The 17,203-nt window shown below is 45.0% G+C and carries 13 protein-coding genes; 7 read left to right on the top strand and 6 right to left on the bottom strand.

Annotation, left to right across the window (positions count from 1 at the left end):
* Nucleotides 1–25 precede the first annotated feature (25 nt).
* The 4 genes from AB6E51_RS08830 to nadC all read right to left on the bottom strand — a co-directional run bounded on the left by AB6E51_RS08830 (nt 26) and on the right by nadC (nt 4,528).
* Entirely contained in the window at nt 26–1,255 is a 1,230-nt protein-coding gene (locus AB6E51_RS08830) for a type II secretion system F family protein (RefSeq protein WP_372057943.1), read from the bottom strand.
* A 15-nt stretch (nt 1,256–1,270) separates the two neighbouring features.
* Nucleotides 1,271–2,956: a type IV-A pilus assembly ATPase PilB gene (gene pilB, locus AB6E51_RS08835; RefSeq protein ID WP_372057942.1), complete on the bottom strand. Its 1,686-nt coding sequence runs from the start codon at nt 2,954–2,956 to the stop codon at nt 1,271–1,273.
* The gene (locus AB6E51_RS08840) at nt 2,957–3,382 is read right to left on the bottom strand and encodes a pilin (protein ID WP_372057941.1); all 426 of its coding nucleotides are present in this window, start codon (nt 3,380–3,382) and stop codon (nt 2,957–2,959) included.
* A gap of 255 nt (nt 3,383–3,637) precedes the next feature.
* A complete protein-coding gene (nadC, locus tag AB6E51_RS08845; protein ID WP_016790034.1) occupies nt 3,638–4,528 on the bottom strand; it encodes a carboxylating nicotinate-nucleotide diphosphorylase in 891 nt (296 codons plus the stop codon).
* A gap of 83 nt (nt 4,529–4,611) precedes the next feature.
* On the opposite strand from nadC, the gene ampD reads away from it, so the two are divergent.
* The 5 genes from ampD to lpdA all read left to right on the top strand — a co-directional run bounded on the left by ampD (nt 4,612) and on the right by lpdA (nt 12,813).
* The gene (gene ampD, locus AB6E51_RS08850; protein WP_372057940.1) at nt 4,612–5,211 is read left to right on the top strand and encodes a 1,6-anhydro-N-acetylmuramyl-L-alanine amidase AmpD; all 600 of its coding nucleotides are present in this window, start codon (nt 4,612–4,614) and stop codon (nt 5,209–5,211) included.
* Nucleotides 5,212–5,694: 483 nt separating this feature from the next.
* Entirely contained in the window at nt 5,695–6,456 is a 762-nt protein-coding gene (gene pdhR / locus AB6E51_RS08855; RefSeq protein WP_017059443.1) for a pyruvate dehydrogenase complex transcriptional repressor PdhR, read from the top strand.
* A gap of 62 nt (nt 6,457–6,518) precedes the next feature.
* Nucleotides 6,519–9,182 carry a pyruvate dehydrogenase (acetyl-transferring), homodimeric type gene (aceE, locus tag AB6E51_RS08860; protein WP_372057939.1) on the top strand — a complete coding sequence of 888 codons (2,664 nt, stop codon included), beginning with the start codon at nt 6,519–6,521 and terminating at the stop codon, nt 9,180–9,182.
* 26 nt (nt 9,183–9,208) lie between these two features.
* Entirely contained in the window at nt 9,209–11,140 is a 1,932-nt protein-coding gene (gene aceF, locus AB6E51_RS08865; protein ID WP_102331928.1) for a pyruvate dehydrogenase complex dihydrolipoyllysine-residue acetyltransferase, read from the top strand.
* Nucleotides 11,141–11,382: 242 nt separating this feature from the next.
* On the top strand, nt 11,383–12,813 hold the full coding sequence (lpdA, locus tag AB6E51_RS08870) for a dihydrolipoyl dehydrogenase (RefSeq protein WP_017059440.1): 1,431 nt from the start codon (nt 11,383–11,385) through the stop codon (nt 12,811–12,813).
* Between the two features lie 226 nt (nt 12,814–13,039).
* Here lpdA and AB6E51_RS08875 read toward each other — a convergent pair whose 3' ends face one another.
* A complete protein-coding gene (locus tag AB6E51_RS08875; RefSeq protein WP_032549310.1) occupies nt 13,040–13,645 on the bottom strand; it encodes a LuxR/HapR/OpaR family quorum-sensing transcriptional regulator in 606 nt (201 codons plus the stop codon).
* A gap of 337 nt (nt 13,646–13,982) precedes the next feature.
* On the opposite strand from AB6E51_RS08875, the gene hpt reads away from it, so the two are divergent.
* The gene (gene hpt, locus AB6E51_RS08880; protein ID WP_017059438.1) at nt 13,983–14,513 is read left to right on the top strand and encodes a hypoxanthine phosphoribosyltransferase; all 531 of its coding nucleotides are present in this window, start codon (nt 13,983–13,985) and stop codon (nt 14,511–14,513) included.
* Between the two features lie 74 nt (nt 14,514–14,587).
* Here the strand turns inward: hpt and can are convergent, their stop codons facing one another.
* Nucleotides 14,588–15,256, bottom strand: coding sequence for a carbonate dehydratase (gene can, locus AB6E51_RS08885; protein ID WP_017059437.1), 669 nt, complete (start codon nt 15,254–15,256; stop codon nt 14,588–14,590).
* Nucleotides 15,257–15,542: 286 nt separating this feature from the next.
* Here can and AB6E51_RS08890 point away from each other — a divergent pair, with 286 nt between their 5' ends.
* Nucleotides 15,543–17,174 (top strand): SulP family inorganic anion transporter, encoded by a 1,632-nt coding sequence (locus tag AB6E51_RS08890; RefSeq protein WP_170968024.1) that lies wholly within the window; start codon nt 15,543–15,545, stop codon nt 17,172–17,174.
* Nucleotides 17,175–17,203: the final 29 nt, after the last annotated feature.

The following is a 17,203-nucleotide window of genomic DNA, read 5'->3' on the forward strand; positions in this document are numbered from 1 at the left end:
CTCATGGGTGTTTAGTTGCTTTTAACTATCCTAACACACTCATAAGATTAAAGATCGGTAAGTACATCGCGACCACAAGCCCACCAACAACAGTACCTAAAAATACGATGATCAGTGGCTCTAGAATCTTGCCTAAATTGTCGACGGTGTTGTCGACTTCAAACTCGTAAATTGAGGCTACTTTATTGAGCATATCATCAAGGTTGCCAGACTCTTCGCCAATCATCACCATCTGTAACACCATTTCGGGGAAGGCGTTGGTATTGCGCATTGCGATATACATTGGCATGCCAGCAGCTGTTTCTCGGTGAACCTCGATGATGGCCGATTCATAATGCAGGTTGCCTGCGGTTTTGGCTGTGGTCTTGAGGCTCATTAAAATCGGAATACCAGAACTAAAACTGGTTGATAAGGTTCGGCTAAATTTGGCAATAGAGGCTTTGGCTAATACGCCACCAAGAACAGGAAAGCGTAAGCTAAGGCGACTGGTTGAAAGTCGAATCGAGTAGGATCGCTGACGCAGCTGCTGAAAAGACAGAATTAATAAACCAATACCGATGGCACTATAGAAACTATAAGCCTGCATCCAATGGGAAAGATAAAGCACTTGTTGGGTGAACCAAGGCAGGTCGGCGCCAAAGCCGGAAAACATCGACTCAAACTCTGGAATCACCATGGTCAGCATTAAATAAGAAACGGTCAGTGCAACGGTGACCACCATCGCGGGGTAGATCAGTGCTTTGACGACTTTGGATTTTAACTGCTCGCTCTTTTCTCGATAGGTCGCTAAGCGTTCGAATACTTGCGCTAGGTTACCGGAGAGCTCGCCTGTGGCGACCAAATCAGTATAGAGATCATCAAAGTGACGACTTGCGGTTCGCATTGCTTTTGAGATTGGCGTACCGGCTTCTACACCTTTGCAGATATGCGATAGAATCGATTTCATTTCAGCTTTGCGGTGATTGTCCGACACCAACTTGATGGCTTGTACGATAGGCACACCAGTAGCCAGCATGGTAGCAAGTTGCCGAGTTAAAATAGTGATGTCTTTAGCTTTAACTCTATGGGTTAAACGAGTGACGGCTGAAATACTTTTCTTTTTGATTTTCTTAATCTGAATATGCTGTTCTTTGAGCTTTTCTCGTACTTCCAATTCAGTGAGCGCTAAGGTTTGCCCAGACACTTTCTTGCCCGAGCTGTTAATGCCTTTCCAGTGATAGCTTTTTAGTTGTGATTGTTTGGACTTGCTACTCATTGGTGCTCCATGGGTTTATATGTACAGAACACGTTGCAGCTCTTGATAGCTGGTGGTGCCTTCAAGCAATTTATCTAACCCTGACTCTTGCAGAGTTCTCATGCCTTCTCGACGAGCCAAGTTTTCAATGGCTAACGCGTTCGGTTTGTCGATTAGGCTGCTTTTCAGTTGATCGCTAAACGGCATCACTTCATAGATACCCACTCGACCCGAATAACCTTGGTTACACTCATTGCAGCCGTGAGGATTGGCTTTGTAGATGGTTTGGCTGTTAGGAATGGAGTGACGCAGAAATATGTCTGGTGAATCGTCACTTTCTTTACAATGGTTACACAACCGCCTTGCCAGTCGTTGGGCGATAATCAAACTCAATGATGAAGCGAGGTTAAAGGGTTCTATCCCCATATGAGCGAGTCGGGTGACGGTTTCTGCGGCGGAATTAGTGTGCAGTGTTGAAAGTACTAAATGACCGGTTTGCGATGCTTTGATCGCGATCTCTGCGGTTTCCAAGTCTCGGATCTCTCCAACCATTACAACATCGGGGTCTTGTCGTAAAAATGATCGTAGCGCTTCCGCAAACCCAAAGCCGATCTTAGGTGTCACTTGTACCTGATTGATACCACATAGGTTAATTTCCACCGGATCTTCGGCTGTTGAGATGTTGCGTTCAGTAGTGTTGAGCACTCGAAGGCCAGTATAAAGGGAGACGGTTTTTCCGCTGCCAGTTGGACCTGTCATTAAGATCATCCCTTGTGGGCGCTTCAGGGCATTGAGGTAGAGTGCTTTTTGATCTTCGGTGTAACCTAACTTATCGATATCTAGATTGGCCGCGCTGCTATCAAGCAGTCGAAGAACGATCTTTTCACCCCACAAGGTCGGCAGCGTTGATACCCGCATATCAATCGCCAAGTCGTCATTTAGACGCAGTTTAATACGACCGTCTTGAGGCAAGCGGCGTTCAGCGATATCAAGCTTGGCGAGGATCTTTAAGCGAGCTGATAGACGACGACTTAGGTGAGAGGCGGGTTGCTGTATTTCAACAAGGATACCATCACAACGCAGTCGCACTCGGTAGTGCTCTTCGTAAGGTTCGAAGTGGATATCTGATGCGCCTTTGCGTACCGCATCAACCAGTATCTGATTGATAAAGCGGCTGACAGGGGAATCGTCTTGGCTGAGATCTTCTATCGATGCTATCTCGTCGTCAGACACTTCAACAAGATTGGCGAGTTCATCTTGAGTGATCTCTTTGCGTTTAGAGTCTTGCCCGGAAATAGAGCGGCCATACAACTTTCGTATTGCGCCTTCTAATTCAGAGTAGTTAGCGACAACTAATTCAATCTGTAATCCCGTCACAAATCGAAAGTCATCTTCCGCTTGTAAATCGGTCGGGTCGGCAGAGGCTAATGTGAGAGTAGAGCTAGAGACTGAAATCGGTATAGCACGATACTTGGTAATCAGCTCGCGAAGCCCTAATTGGTCACATAAGGTTTCATAGTCCGTATTGGCAAGTTGTACTAACGGTAAGCCGAAGATGGTTTTAATGTTGTTTGCTAAGGAATCGCCGCTGAAGAAATCTAGAACGAGCAAAGCTTCAGGTGTTGAAATACCTGAAGCTTGTACATGTTCCGCCACGGCTTGTTCTTGAGTCAGGCTGAGTAAGTCGGCCTGACGTAGAACGGTTGGGAGGTTGGTGAGCACTTATGAGCAACTATCAATTGTCGGTAAATTACTTACACCGGCTGATGCTGCAGCGCATGTCCAACCTGTGTCAGTTCTTGAATAAGAGAGATAGGCGCTACTAACTGAACTATTAGCTCCGAATAGAAATTTTAGTGTGTTTTCACCTGAAACACTGATAGTACCTAAAACGTTTGAGCTTGCCGATATACCTAATTCACTAACCGAAGTACCGGATGCTAATTTACCATCTTCTTGGTAGATTAGTTCTGCTGGTGTTAGTAGGGCTTTCATGGTTGCTACTGCTGCTGCGACTTCACTTTTCGCAACATAGTTTTTATATGCAGGTATTGCAATCGCCGATAATGCTCCAATGATAGCTACTACGATCATCAATTCAATCAGCGTAAAACCTTTCTGATTCGTTCTTCTATTTTTGTTATTCATTGTTCTATTCCATTGTTTAGTTTGTTTCAGCGCAAGCACTGGTTGATGGAAAGAATAGAAGTCGGAATGGGGAAGTGGAATTGTGTTTAGGTGTGGCCGCGAGTGGTTTTGTATTTATTAGTGTGGTGTTTCATATAGTGCGCAAATTTATGCGATCAACTTAAATAACTGCTTGAAATACTGACAATTAAGGCAATAAAAAAGGCACTGTTATTAACAGTGCCTTCAGCGATAACTTATTTATTATTCAGTAAATTACGCTTTGAATCTCATTGATAGATCCATTGCTTTCAGGTGCTTAGTTAGTGCACCTACCGAGATGTAATCAACACCCGTTTCAGCAAATTCTGCGATGGTGTCTAGTGTCACGTTACCAGAGTTTTCTAGTGCAGCACGACCCGCGTTAATCTTAACTGCTTCACGCATCATGTCCGTAGTGAAGTTGTCTAGCATGATGATGTCTGCGCCAGCGTTGATAGCTTGCTCTAGCTCTTCTAGGCTCTCAGTTTCCACTTCTACAGGCTTACCCGGGTTTAGCTCTTTTGCTGTTGAAATAGCTTTTTCAATACCGCCACATGCGATGATGTGGTTTTCTTTAATTAGGTAGGCATCGAAAACACCGATACGGTGGTTGAAACCGCCACCACAAGCCACCGCGTATTTCAGTGCACTGCGTAGGCCAGGGATGGTTTTACGCGTATCCAACAGGCGGCATTCAGTGTGTTTAATTTTGTCTGCGTAGATAGCCGTCGTAGTCGCACAACCAGATAGCGTTTGAATGAAATTCATTGCATTGCGCTCACCCGTTAATAGCGCGCGTGCTGGGCCAGTTAGCGTGCAAAGCGTTTGGTTTGGTTCAACCTTGTCGCCATCTTCTACATTCCACTCGATAGTCACTTCACCGCCCAATTGCTTAAACACTTCATCTGCCCAAGCTTTACCGCAGAACACGCCGTGCTCACGGGTAATAATAGTTGCACTGTTGATTGCGTCTGCAGGGATTAGACTTGCCGTAATATCAGCCGCTGGATCTAACGTTCCACCTAGATCTTCTTTGATGGTCTCAGCGACTGCACGAGTGATCTCTAGAGGCAGTTGCTCTTTTAAGTAGTCAAGGCGTTGGTGGCTGTTATGTGTGTTTTTCATCGCAAATCTAATCTTGAAAGGGAGTGGGAATGGAATGATACTCTTGCTTAACTTCAAATTAAAGAGGCTAGCGCGACTGCTCTATGGGCAAGGTCACATCTTATTGTGCTAGCAGAAACGAAAGTGAGACCAAGATGACGATGAGCTCCAACGGATGGTACGACAACGCTCGGCATGTTCCTTCCCCGTATTTTGATGCTCGACCGAGTGCCGACGATATCTCGCTGCTGGTGGTTCATAACATTAGCCTGCCTCCGGGGCAATTTGGTGGGCCTTACATAGAACTGTTTTTTACGGGCAAACTCGACCCGAAGGAACACCCGTTTTTTAAGGTGATTCACCAAATGGGCGTGTCGGCGCACTGTTTGATTCGTCGCGATGGGGAAGTGGTGCAGTTCGTTTCTTTCTTAGACCGAGCTTGGCATGCGGGTCAATCGAGCTTCGCTGGCCGTGAAAGGTGTAATGACTACTCTATTGGCATTGAACTGGAAGGCAGTGACTTTGTTGCTTATACCGAGCAGCAATACCAATCTTTGGCTCAATTAACGGAGACATTGGTGTCGAACTTCCCGCAGATTACGCGTCAGCGTATCACTGGCCATCAATACATCGCCCCGCTACGAAAGACTGACCCCGGTTTGGTTTTTGATTGGAAGAAATATCAAGGCCAACTGAGTTTCTAAATCCGAATTCACAACAAGACTCTGCTCATTGAAGGGCTCTAGATAATCAACGATGAGCATAATTGTTTGTGAATTTTTGTTGTGCTTTTGTAAAGGAAGTGGTCGGACGGGGAGCATCAATAAATCGAGAGTGTGACGAGCTTATCAAACACTCATTTATTAAAACTTATGAACAGAATTTCCACCCTAAATGTGCGCTTGGTTAGATTTTTAAACGAGTGACACTAATCTTTCTGAAACAATTCATTTTTATCCTGAAACTTTCTAGCACGAACACTCCCCAAAAGTATTACCCCTGTAAATGGTAAGACCAATTTGGTTGCTGTTTTAAATTTCATTTGTTAAATCATGGTTAATTCACGCTGTATTCTATGATGCAGGTCAATTTTAGGCTGGACAGTGGCGTTTTAATTATGTTAATTTCTGCCCAACTTAAAATTGGTATTACCAATTGTCAGCGAAGAAAAAGAAGAACAACAAACTATGGCTTATCAAAGGATTCGTCAGCCAAAACTCTCCGATGTTATCGAACAAGAGTTAGAAAGGTTGATAGTGGAAGGAACACTGGCTCCAGGGCAGCAGCTGCCGCCTGAGCGCGAACTGGCGAAACAGTTCGATGTGTCTCGTCCTTCAATCCGAGAAGCGATACAACGTTTAGAAGCAAAACGCTTGCTTACTCGCCGTCAAGGTGGAGGTACGTTTGTTAGCGAAAATATCTGGAAAAGCTTTTCAGATCCTTTGCTTAATTTGTTGTCGTCCCATTCTGAAACCCAACTAGACTTGTTGGAATCGCGTCATGCGATGGAAGGGATTTCGGCTTACTTCGCGGCATTGCGTGGAACCGATGAAGACTTTGCTCGTATTCAAGCCTGCCAAGAAAAAATTCACGGCGCGCAAGAAAAGGGTGATATTGAAGCCGAATCTGCAGCGGTGATGGCTTTTCTTATTGCTTTAACAGAGGCAGCGCACAATGTGGTGTTATTGCACATTGTTCGTAGCTTGGCTCCGTTACTCGAACAAAACGTCTTAGAGAATTTAAAGCTGTTGCATCGTCGTAAAGACGTTGTGGAGAAAGTGAGTATACATCGAGCTAACATTGTAGATGCGATCGTTTCAGGACAGCCAGAACAGGCACGTGAAATGTCACACTCTCATTTAGCTTACATCGAAGAAACATTGCTGGATTTGACGAAGGAAGAGTCGCGCCGCGAACGTTCTCTACGTCGAATTCAACAGGGTAAATAGCCGTAATACTTCGGCTTTTTACGTGTTTAGTAGAATCCAACTAACAAAAAGGATAGATCGCCATGTCTGACATGAAGCATGACGTTGATGCTCTGGAAACTCAAGATTGGTTAGAAGCTCTTGAGTCAGTAGTACGTGAAGAAGGTGTAGAACGTGCACAGTTTTTACTAGAACAAGTTCTAGATAAAGCACGTTTAGATGGTGTTGATATGGCTACAGGCATCAACACAAACTACATCAACACAATTCCAGCAGCACAAGAGCCAGCTTACCCTGGTGACGTAACTCTTGAGCGTCGTATTCGTTCGATTATTCGCTGGAACGCAATCATGATCGTATTGCGTGCTTCTAAGAAAGACCTAGACCTTGGTGGTCACATGGCTTCTTACCAGTCAGCAGCAGCGTTCTACGAAGTATGTTTCAACCACTTCTTCCGTGCTCCAAACGAGACAGACGGTGGCGATCTAGTTTACTACCAAGGTCACATCTCTCCAGGTATCTACTCTCGTGCATTCGTTGAAGGTCGTCTAACTGAAGAACAGCTAGATAACTTCCGTCAAGAAGTTGATGGTAAAGGTATCCCTTCTTACCCGCACCCGAAACTGATGCCTGAGTTCTGGCAGTTCCCGACAGTATCTATGGGTCTTGGTCCTATCTCTGCTATCTACCAAGCGCGCTTCCTTAAGTACCTTGACGGCCGTGGCCTGAAAGAAACTTCAGCGCAACGCGTATACGCGTTCCTAGGTGACGGTGAGATGGATGAGCCAGAATCACGTGGTGCTATTTCTTTCGCTGCGCGTGAGAAACTAGACAACCTATGTTTCCTAATCAACTGTAACCTACAGCGTCTAGACGGCCCTGTAATGGGTAACGGTAGCATCATCCAAGAACTTGAAGGCCTATTCAAAGGCGCAGGTTGGAACGTTGTTAAAGTTATCTGGGGTAGCAACTGGGATTCTCTACTAGCTAAAGACACTACTGGTAAGCTTCTTCAACTAATGAACGAAACTATCGATGGTGACTACCAAACATTCAAATCTAAAGATGGCGCATACGTACGTGAGCACTTCTTTGGTAAGTACCCAGAAACAGCTGCACTAGTTGCAGACATGACTGATGACGAAATCTTCGCTCTTAAGCGTGGTGGTCACGATTCTTCTAAACTGTTTGCTGCATTCAACAATGCAAAAGAGACAAACGGTAAGCCAACTGTAATCCTAGCTAAGACTGTTAAAGGTTACGGCATGGGTGATGCAGCTGAAGGTAAGAACATTGCACACGGTGTTAAGAAAATGGACATGACTCATGTTCAACACCTACGTGATCGCCTAGGCCTAGAAGACATCCTTTCAGATGAGAAGATCGCTGAACTTCCTTACCTGAAATTGGAAGAAGGTACGCCTGAGTACGAATACATGCACGCTCGTCGTAACGCTCTACACGGTTACACACCTGCACGTCTTCCTAAGTTTACTCAAGAGTTCAAGGTTCCTGAGCTAGACGCATTCGCACCTCTACTAGGTGAACAGAAGCGTGATATCTCTACAACTATGGCTTATGTACGTACGCTAAACATCCTTCTTAAAGATAAGAACATTGGTAAGAACATCGTTCCTATCATCTGTGATGAAGCTCGTACATTCGGTATGGAAGGTCTATTCCGTCAGGTTGGTATCTACAACCCACACGGTCAAGAATACACACCTGAAGATAAAGGCATCGTTTCTTACTACAAAGAAGCAACGTCTGGTCAAGTTCTTCAAGAAGGTATCAACGAACTAGGTTCTATGGCTTCATGGGTTGCTGCTGCAACTTCATACAGCACAAACGATCTACCGATGATCCCGTTCTACATCTACTACTCAATGTTCGGTTTCCAACGTATTGGTGACATGGCATGGCTAGCAGGCGACCAACAAGCTCGTGGCTTCCTACTAGGTGCTACTGCAGGTCGTACAACACTGAACGGTGAAGGTCTACAGCACGAAGATGGTCACTCGCACATCCAAGCGAACACTATCCCTAACTGTATCTCTTACGACCCAACGTTCGCTTACGAGCTAGCGGTAATCATGCAAGACGGTATCCGTCGCATGTACGGTCCTGAGCAAGAGAACGTTTACTACTACCTAACAGTAATGAACGAGAACTACGCAATGCCAGCAATGCCAGAAGGCGCTGAAGAAGGCATCCGTAAAGGTATCTACAAGCTTGAATCTCACGCTGGTGCTAAGGGCAAAGTTCAACTAATGAGCTCTGGTACTATCATGAACGAAGCGCGTAAAGCGGCTGAAATTCTAAGCGAAGAGTACGGCGTAGCATCTGACGTATTCTCAGTAACGTCGTTCAACGAACTAACTCGTGACGGCCAAGCGGTAGAGCGTGACAACATGCTTCACCCAGAAGTTGAAGAGAAAGTACCGTACATCACGACTGTTCTTGGTAAAGAACCTGCAATCGCAGTGACTGACTACATGAAGAACTACGCTGAGCAAGTACGTGCGTACATGCCAACTGAGTCTTACAAAGTACTTGGTACAGATGGTTTCGGTCGTTCTGACAGCCGTGCAAACCTACGTCGTCACTTCGAAGTGAACGCTGGCTACATCGTAGTTGCAGCTCTAACTGAACTGGCTAAACGTGGTGACATCGAGAAATCTGTAGTTGTTGAAGCAATTGCTAAATTCGATATCGACACTGAAAAAACTAACCCGCAATACGCATAAGACTGGCATTAAGGTAGGTAAATACAATGACAATCGAAATTAATGTACCAGACATCGGTGCTGACGAGGTTGAAGTAACTGAGATTCTTGTAAACGTTGGCGACAAGGTTGAAGAAGAGCAGTCACTGATCACTGTTGAAGGCGACAAAGCTTCAATGGAAGTTCCAGCGTCTCAAGCGGGTATCGTTAAAGAAATCAAAGTAGCAGAAGGCGATTCTGTTTCTACTGGTTCTCTTATCATGATCTTTGAAGAGGCAGGCTCTCCTGCGGAAGGTGCTGCAGCAGCACCGGCTGCTCCAGCAGTTGAAGCGGCGGCACCAGTTGCAGCTGCTCCTGCAGCGGCAGCTGAGCTTAAAGAAGTTCACGTTCCTGACATCGGCGGTGATGAAGTTGAAGTAACTGAAATCATGGTTGCTATCGGTGACGCAGTAGAAGAAGAGCAATCTCTTCTTACTGTTGAGGGTGACAAGGCTTCAATGGAAGTACCTGCACCATTCGCTGGTATCGTTAAAGAAATCAAGATCGCTTCTGGTGATTCAGTATCTACTGGTTCTCTAGTGATGGTATTTGAAGTGGCAGGTTCTGGCGCTCCAGTTGCAGCAGCTCCTGCTCCAGCGGCGGCACCAGTTGCAGCGGCTCCAGCAGCATCCGGAGCGCCGGCCGCAGCCGAAAAAGAAGTAAACGTTCCTGATATCGGTGGTGACGAAGTAGAAGTTACTGAAATCATGGTAGCAGTTGGCGATACAGTAGAAGAAGAGCAATCTCTAATTACTGTTGAAGGCGACAAAGCTTCAATGGAAGTTCCTGCACCATTCGCTGGTACAGTAAAAGAAATCAAGATTGCAGCTGGCGACACAGTGTCAACTGGCTCTCTAATCATGACTTTCGTTGTGGAAGGCGCAGCTCCAGTAGCAGTAGCGGCTTCCGCTCCAGCACAAGCAGCAGCTCCAGCGGCGGCACCTGCTCCTAAAGCAGAAGCACCTGCAGCGGCTCCAGCAGCAGCTGGCGACTTCCAAGAGAACGGTGACTACGCGCACGCTTCTCCAGTAGTTCGTCGTCTAGCTCGTGAATTTGGCGTTAACCTTTCTAAGGTTAAAGGTACTGGTCGTAAGAGCCGTATCCTTAAAGAAGACGTTCAGTCTTACGTTAAAGATGCACTTAAGCGTCTTGAGTCTGGTGCAGCTGCATCTGGCAAAGGCGGCGACGGTTCTGCTCTTGGTCTACTACCATGGCCAAAAGTTGACTTCAGCAAGTTCGGCGAAACTGAAGTTCAGAAGCTTTCTAAGATTAAGAAGATCTCTGGTGCTAACCTGCACCGTAACTGGGTAATGATCCCTCACGTTACACAATGGGACAACGCAGACATCACTGAGCTAGAAGCATTCCGTAAAGAACAGAACGCAATCGAAGCGAAGAAAGACACTGGCATGAAGATCACTCCACTTGTGTTCATCATGAAAGCTGTTGCTAAAGCGCTAGAAGCATTCCCAGCGTTTAACTCTTCTCTTTCTGAAGATGGCGAAAGCATCATTCTTAAGAAGTACGTAAACGTGGGTATCGCTGTTGATACACCAAACGGTCTAGTTGTTCCTGTCTTCAAAGACGTGAACAAGAAAGGCATTTACGAGCTATCTGAAGAGCTAATGGCTGTTTCTAAGAAAGCACGTTCTGGTAAGCTAACAGCGGCAGACATGCAAGGCGGTTGTTTCACAATCTCTAGCCTTGGTGGTATTGGCGGCACTGCATTTACTCCAATCGTAAATGCTCCAGAAGTAGGTATCCTAGGTGTATCTAAGTCTGAAATTAAGCCAGTTTGGAATGGTAAAGAGTTCCAACCACGTCTACAGCTTCCACTGTCTCTATCATACGACCACCGTGTGATCGATGGTGCTGAAGGTGCACGCTTCATTACTTTCCTAAACAGCGCACTATCTGACATTCGTCGTCTAGTACTGTAATTGAGAAAGTAATTATTAAGGTGACTTTCGGGTCACCTTAATTCTTTATATAAAGACTATTTTTAGACAACAGTTTCCTGCATTTCTCATAATCTGATGGGGAATTGTTGTCTAGCTCACAGGCTAACTTAAAGCTACTTTCACACTGTTAACATCTCTGTAAAATGTTTCCTGTTTGAAAGCCCAATAATTTTAAGAACATCTACTCAGCCTGTTAGGGATAATGACTACAAGAGGTCACAATGAGCAAAGAAATTAAAGCCCAAGTTGTTGTACTTGGTTCAGGTCCTGCTGGTTACTCAGCGGCATTCCGTTGTGCGGATTTAGGTCTAGAAACAGTACTAGTTGAACGTTACAGCACTCTTGGTGGTGTATGTCTAAACGTTGGTTGTATTCCATCAAAAGCACTTCTTCACGTTTCTAAAGTAATCGAAGAAGCTAAAGCGATGGCAGAGCACGGCGTTGTATTCGGCGAGCCACAAACGGACATCAACAAGATCCGTATCTGGAAAGAAAAAGTAGTTGATCAACTAACTGGCGGTCTTGGCGGTATGGCTAAGATGCGTAACGTTACTGTTGTTAACGGTTTCGGTAAGTTCACTGGTCCTAACAGCATTCTTGTTGAAGGCGAAGGCGAAGCAACAACTGTTAACTTCGACAACGCAATCATTGCTGCGGGTTCTCGCCCAATCAAACTTCCTTTCATCCCACATGAAGACCCACGTATTTGGGATTCTACGGATGCACTAGAACTAAACGAAGTACCTGAAAAACTGCTTATCATGGGCGGCGGTATCATCGGTCTTGAGATGGGTACGGTTTACCACTCTCTAGGTTCTAAAGTTGAAGTTGTAGAGATGTTCGATCAAGTTATCCCTGCTGCGGATAAAGACATCGTTAAAGTTTTCACTAAGCGCATTAAGAACAAGTTCAAGCTAATGCTTGAAACTAAAGTGACTGCTGTTGAAGCAAAAGAAGACGGTATCTACGTTTCAATGGAAGGCAAAAAAGCACCAGCTGAAGCTGAACGCTACGATGCTGTTCTTGTTGCTATCGGTCGTGTTCCAAACGGTGCACTTATCGACGCTGAAAAAGCGGGTATCGAAGTTGATGAGCGTGGTTTCATCAATGTTGATAAGCAAATGCGTACTAATGTTCCTCACATCCACGCGATCGGTGATGTTGTTGGTCAACCAATGCTTGCTCACAAAGGTGTGCATGAAGGTCACGTAGCTGCTGAAGTTATCTCTGGTAAGAAGCACTACTTCGACCCTAAAGTAATCCCATCAATTGCGTACACTGAGCCAGAAGTTGCTTGGGTAGGTAAGACTGAGAAAGAAGCGAAAGCTGAAGGCATCAATTACGAAGTTGCTACTTTCCCTTGGGCTGCTTCTGGTCGTGCAATCGCTTCTGACTGTGCAGACGGCGTGACTAAGATGATCTTCGATAAAGATACTCATCGCGTAATCGGTGGTGCTGTTGTTGGTACTAACGGTGGTGAACTTCTTGGCGAAATCGGCCTAGCGATCGAAATGGGTTGTGATGCAGAAGATATCGCACTTACTATCCACGCTCACCCAACTCTACACGAGTCTGTTGGTCTAGCTGCGGAAGTATTCGAAGGTTCAATCACTGACCTTCCAAACAAGAAAGCAGTGAAAAAGAAGAAGTAATCCTTCTTTAGCCACTCGCTAATGTTTTTAAAAGCCGCTGATTCGTCAGCGGTTTTTTTATGTCTGAAGAAAAGAGCAGGAACGTTTCACTCCGAGATGCGAGTACGCTGCGCTTCGGGATGCGAAGAGACATTCCATTCTACAAAAAAGGGTTGGCCCATTAGGCCAACCCTTAAATTATTTACTCGAATCTCGAATCTCGAATCTCGAATCTCGAATCTCGAATCTACTTATAAATGCACAGCATGTTCAAATAGCTATCCGTTAAGCTTGAAAGCTCTTCTGGCGTTTCTACACGTTTCGCTTGGATGAATAGCGAGTAGCAAATGCCGTGGAATAGATTCGCTAGATGTTTAGGGTCGTGATCGTCACAGACTTCGCCGCGTTCAATCGCTTTGCTAAACATGTTTTGTACTAACATTTGGTTAGTGCGGTTCGTTGTTACGAATAGCGGCCATATTTCATCACGAGTCGAAGCGCTCCATTCGAACCATACATTTAACCAATGGCTATCTTGAGCCACTAACGTCACCATTTCAGTCGCAATATTATGTAGGTTTTGTTTTGCGTGAATATCCAGATCGATATTGTCTGAAAGGAAGTTAGAGAATTGGCGTACAACGTGATTTAGTACTTCATCAACCAGATCTTCACGGGTTGGGAAGTAGTTAAATACCGTTGCGACAGACACCTGAGCGATGTCTGCAATATCAGCGTGCCCACCACGACCGATGCCGCGGCGAGAGAATACCTCAAGAGCGATTTCCATCAATTGAAGTTTTCTTTTTAAAGGTGAAAGCCTAGTTCTAGGTCTCTTAGATATTGAGTCCATTTTATTTTCCTTGCCAACGAAATTTTTATATTAATGATTTTATTATTATTTAAGCCAAGATGAGTGTAATGGTGCATATGCGAATGGTCAATCCTTTCAGCTTGTTTTATAGACAGTTACATCAAACTTGATACATAAAGCGTGATCAGCATTGATGTGAAAGGAGACGAGTATTGGATAAGGCACCAGCGCACATTTCGTTGAGAATCTGACAGTAAATTCGAACCATAAGGTGGTGTGGGTATTTGAGCAGTGCTAGACTTACGCACAAAATTGAGCGACACAACTGACGAAACTGTCAACATTCGTCGCAATCACCAAATAGAATGAGAGCAGTATGAAGCATACAGTTGAAGTCATGATCTCTGAGCAAGAAGTTCAGGATCGAGTGAACGAACTAGGCAAACAGATCACGGAACACTACAATGGTAGTGAAGATCTAGTTTTAGTTGGCTTATTGCGTGGATCTTTTGTCTTTATGGCAGATCTTGCTCGTGCTATCGATTTAACTCACCAAGTTGATTTCATGACCGCGTCTAGCTACGGCAACGGCATGGAAAGCTCACGTGATGTTCGTATTTTGAAAGACCTTGATGATGATATCCAAGGTAAAGACGTTCTACTTGTAGAAGATATTATCGATACAGGTAACACGCTGACTAAAGTAAAAGAGATTCTGAGCCTACGTGGTCCTAAGTCTATCGAAATTTGTACGCTATTAGACAAGCCTTCTCGCCGTGAAGTGACTGTCGATACAAAATGGATTGGTTTTGAGATCCCAGACGAGTTTGTTGTTGGTGTTGGTATCGACTACGCACAAAAATATCGTCACCTACCGTACATCGGTAAGGTAGTACCTCAAGAGTAATCATTACGCTTGTGGTTTAGAAGTCATTAAAAAGCCCGCTTGATGCGGGCTTTTTGTATATATGACGGAATGGGTTAGCTTTGTTGACTAAGAAGAGGCGTCGTTAAGATCTTGTTTAATGCATCTAAGTGACTGTTCTCTAAAGTATCGTTACTTGAGCAACGTACGCCAAGGTCCTGCAGCTTGCCATCGCCAATACCATAAACCACACCATGGATTTCAACGTCTTGGCCACGCTCCCACGCATTTTGCATAATGGTTGAGTTGCCTAGGTTATAAACCTGTTCTGCGACGTTAATTTCGCACAACTTGTCACCCCATTGCTCACGAGGAAGCCCCTCGATTTGCTTACGGTATTTTAGGTAATTGTCACGGATGTGCAGTAACCAGTTGTTGATAAGACCAAGTTTAGGGTTATCAATCGCCGCGTTAACACCGCCACAGCCATAGTGACCGCAGACAATGATGTGTTTAACTTTGAGTACATCGACGGCGTACTGTACCACTGAGAGGCAGTTTAGATCGGTATGAACCACTTGGTTTGCCACATTTCGGTGAACAAACAGTTCGCCAGAGTACAAACCAGTGAGACGCTCGGCCGGAACACGGCTATCTGAGCAGCCAATCCATAGAAAACCAGGGCTTTGACCCTCTTCAAGCGTTGTAAAATACTCAGGTCGTTGAGATCGAATTTCTTCTGACCATTTAGAGTTGTTTTCAAAAAGCTGTTTTATTTCTGGCATCTTGCTTCTTACATCCCTCAATTAAGATGCTTAACTATACACAATGTTACAAATTCAATCTCGTAAAAACTGCGTCAAAATGTACTCATCTGACGTGTTCTAGTACGGAAAATCATAAACTTAGCCCACTATCAATAATCCGGTTATAAGACATGAATAATGTGATTGAATTAACACTTTCTGAACACTTGATACATTTGCTAAAGTTATAAGGTTTGTCATTTCATCATCAGGAAGGTGTGTTTTGTTTGGAAGTCGTTTTACGGATATCAATCTCAAAGGGGATATGTTTGGCGGTGTAACTACAGCCATCATCTCGTTACCTTTAGCATTGGCATTTGGTGTTGCTTCTGGCGCGGGAGCTGAAGCTGGCTTGTGGGGCGCCATTATGGTTGGCCTATTTGCAGCATTGTTTGGCGGTTCGAGTAGTTTGATTTCTGAACCTACCGGCCCTATGACGGTGATCATGACTGCCGTAATGACGAGTATGGTTGCTAAATATCCTGAAACGGGTATGGCAATGACCTTTACTGTCGTGATGATGGCCGGTGCATTCCAGATATTACTTGGTACGTTAAAGCTAGGAAAATACGTCACTTTGATGCCATATAGCGTGATCTCCGGATTCATGTCGGGCATTGGCGTTATTCTGATTATCTTGCAGCTGTCTCCATTGTTAGGGCATGCCGCTCCATCCGGTGGTGTAATGGGCACGCTCTCTGCTTTACCTGATACGCTAGCAAACTTAAAAGTGAGTGAGCTATTTCTAGGTGCTCTGACACTCGGTATTCTTTTTGGCTTCCCCGCTAAGTATCGTAAGTATGTGCCTGCTCAACTGGTCGCGTTAGTGGCTGTAACGCTCTTGTCCGTCATTATTTTTGATACCGACTCTATTCGCCGTATTGGTGAAATCCCAGCTGGTTTACCTTCCCTCGTTATCCCTACGATCAGCGCTGAACAGCTTACTACTATGGTTATCGATGCCTTGGTGCTTGGTACATTAGGTTGTATTGATACGCTTTTGACCGCGGTTATCGGAGATTCATTGACTCGTAAAGAGCATGACTCAGACAAAGAGCTTCGTGGCCAAGGCATTGCCAATATGATCTCTGGCCTGTTTGGTGCACTACCTGGCGCGGGTGCCACTATGGGGACTGTAACCAATATTCAGGTGGGAGCGCGTTCTCCGCTTTCAGGTGTTATTCGAGCTTTAGTACTTGCGCTCGTGGTATTGGTTGCAGGTGGTTTAACAGAACCGATTCCTATGGCAGTGCTGGCTGGTATCGCGATGTATGTTGGTTTCAATATCCTAGATTGGAGCTTTATCCAGCGCGCGCACAAGGTTAGCTATGCCGGCATGGGCGTGATGTACGGCGTGATGCTATTGACTGTGTTTGTTGACTTGATTATTGCCGTTGGACTGGGTGTGTTTATCTCGAATATTCTGATTATTGAAAGATTAAGCCGAGAGCAAGCCAGACAAGTTAAGGCGATCAGTGATGGTGATGATGAAGACGATATCCCATTGACTGATAGCGAACGTCAGTTACTCGATAGTGCCAATGGTAAGGTGCTATTCTTCTACCTATCAGGGCCGATGATATTCAGCGTTTCAAAGGCGATTTCACGTCAGCACTCAAGTATCTCTGACTATGAAGCGATGATTCTAGACCTGACAGATGTGCCTATGATTGATGTCACTGTTGGCCTAGCGCTAGAGAATGCGATTAAAGATGCATTGGATGCGCAGTGTGAGGTGTATCTGCTGTGTCCTAATGAGAATACTCGTCAACAACTAGAGAAGTTCCACGTGATTGACCTAGTACCTGAATCCAACACTTATCGATTCAGATATGAAGCCCTGACGGCAGCAACAAGCTATGTCGACAGAGATGAGCATCAATTTGAGTCAGTTTAATTTTTCAGTAATAAGCTGATATGAATGAC

This window comes from Vibrio sp. 10N.247.311.47, assembly GCF_041467535.1.
Classification (GTDB): domain Bacteria; phylum Pseudomonadota; class Gammaproteobacteria; order Enterobacterales; family Vibrionaceae; genus Vibrio; species Vibrio crassostreae_C.

Bases quoted from the DNA above. Each gene is read 5' to 3' on its own strand.
- AB6E51_RS08830 (WP_372057943.1), bottom strand. From the start codon at position 1,255: ATGAGTAGCAAGTCCAAACAATCACAACTAAAAAGCTATCACTGGAAA.
- AB6E51_RS08840 (WP_372057941.1), bottom strand. From the start codon at position 3,382: ATGAATAACAAAAATAGAAGAACGAATCAGAAAGGTTTTACGCTGATT.
- nadC (WP_016790034.1), bottom strand. From the start codon at position 4,528: ATGAAAAACACACATAACAGCCACCAACGCCTTGACTACTTAAAAGAG.
- ampD (WP_372057940.1), top strand. From the start codon at position 4,612: ATGGGCAAGGTCACATCTTATTGTGCTAGCAGAAACGAAAGTGAGACC.
- pdhR (WP_017059443.1), top strand. From the start codon at position 5,695: ATGGCTTATCAAAGGATTCGTCAGCCAAAACTCTCCGATGTTATCGAA.
- aceE (WP_372057939.1), top strand. From the start codon at position 6,519: ATGTCTGACATGAAGCATGACGTTGATGCTCTGGAAACTCAAGATTGG.
- aceF (WP_102331928.1), top strand. From the start codon at position 9,209: ATGACAATCGAAATTAATGTACCAGACATCGGTGCTGACGAGGTTGAA.
- lpdA (WP_017059440.1), top strand. From the start codon at position 11,383: ATGAGCAAAGAAATTAAAGCCCAAGTTGTTGTACTTGGTTCAGGTCCT.
- AB6E51_RS08875 (WP_032549310.1), bottom strand. From the start codon at position 13,645: ATGGACTCAATATCTAAGAGACCTAGAACTAGGCTTTCACCTTTAAAA.
- hpt (WP_017059438.1), top strand. From the start codon at position 13,983: ATGAAGCATACAGTTGAAGTCATGATCTCTGAGCAAGAAGTTCAGGAT.
- can (WP_017059437.1), bottom strand. From the start codon at position 15,256: ATGCCAGAAATAAAACAGCTTTTTGAAAACAACTCTAAATGGTCAGAA.
- AB6E51_RS08890 (WP_170968024.1), top strand. From the start codon at position 15,543: ATGTTTGGCGGTGTAACTACAGCCATCATCTCGTTACCTTTAGCATTG.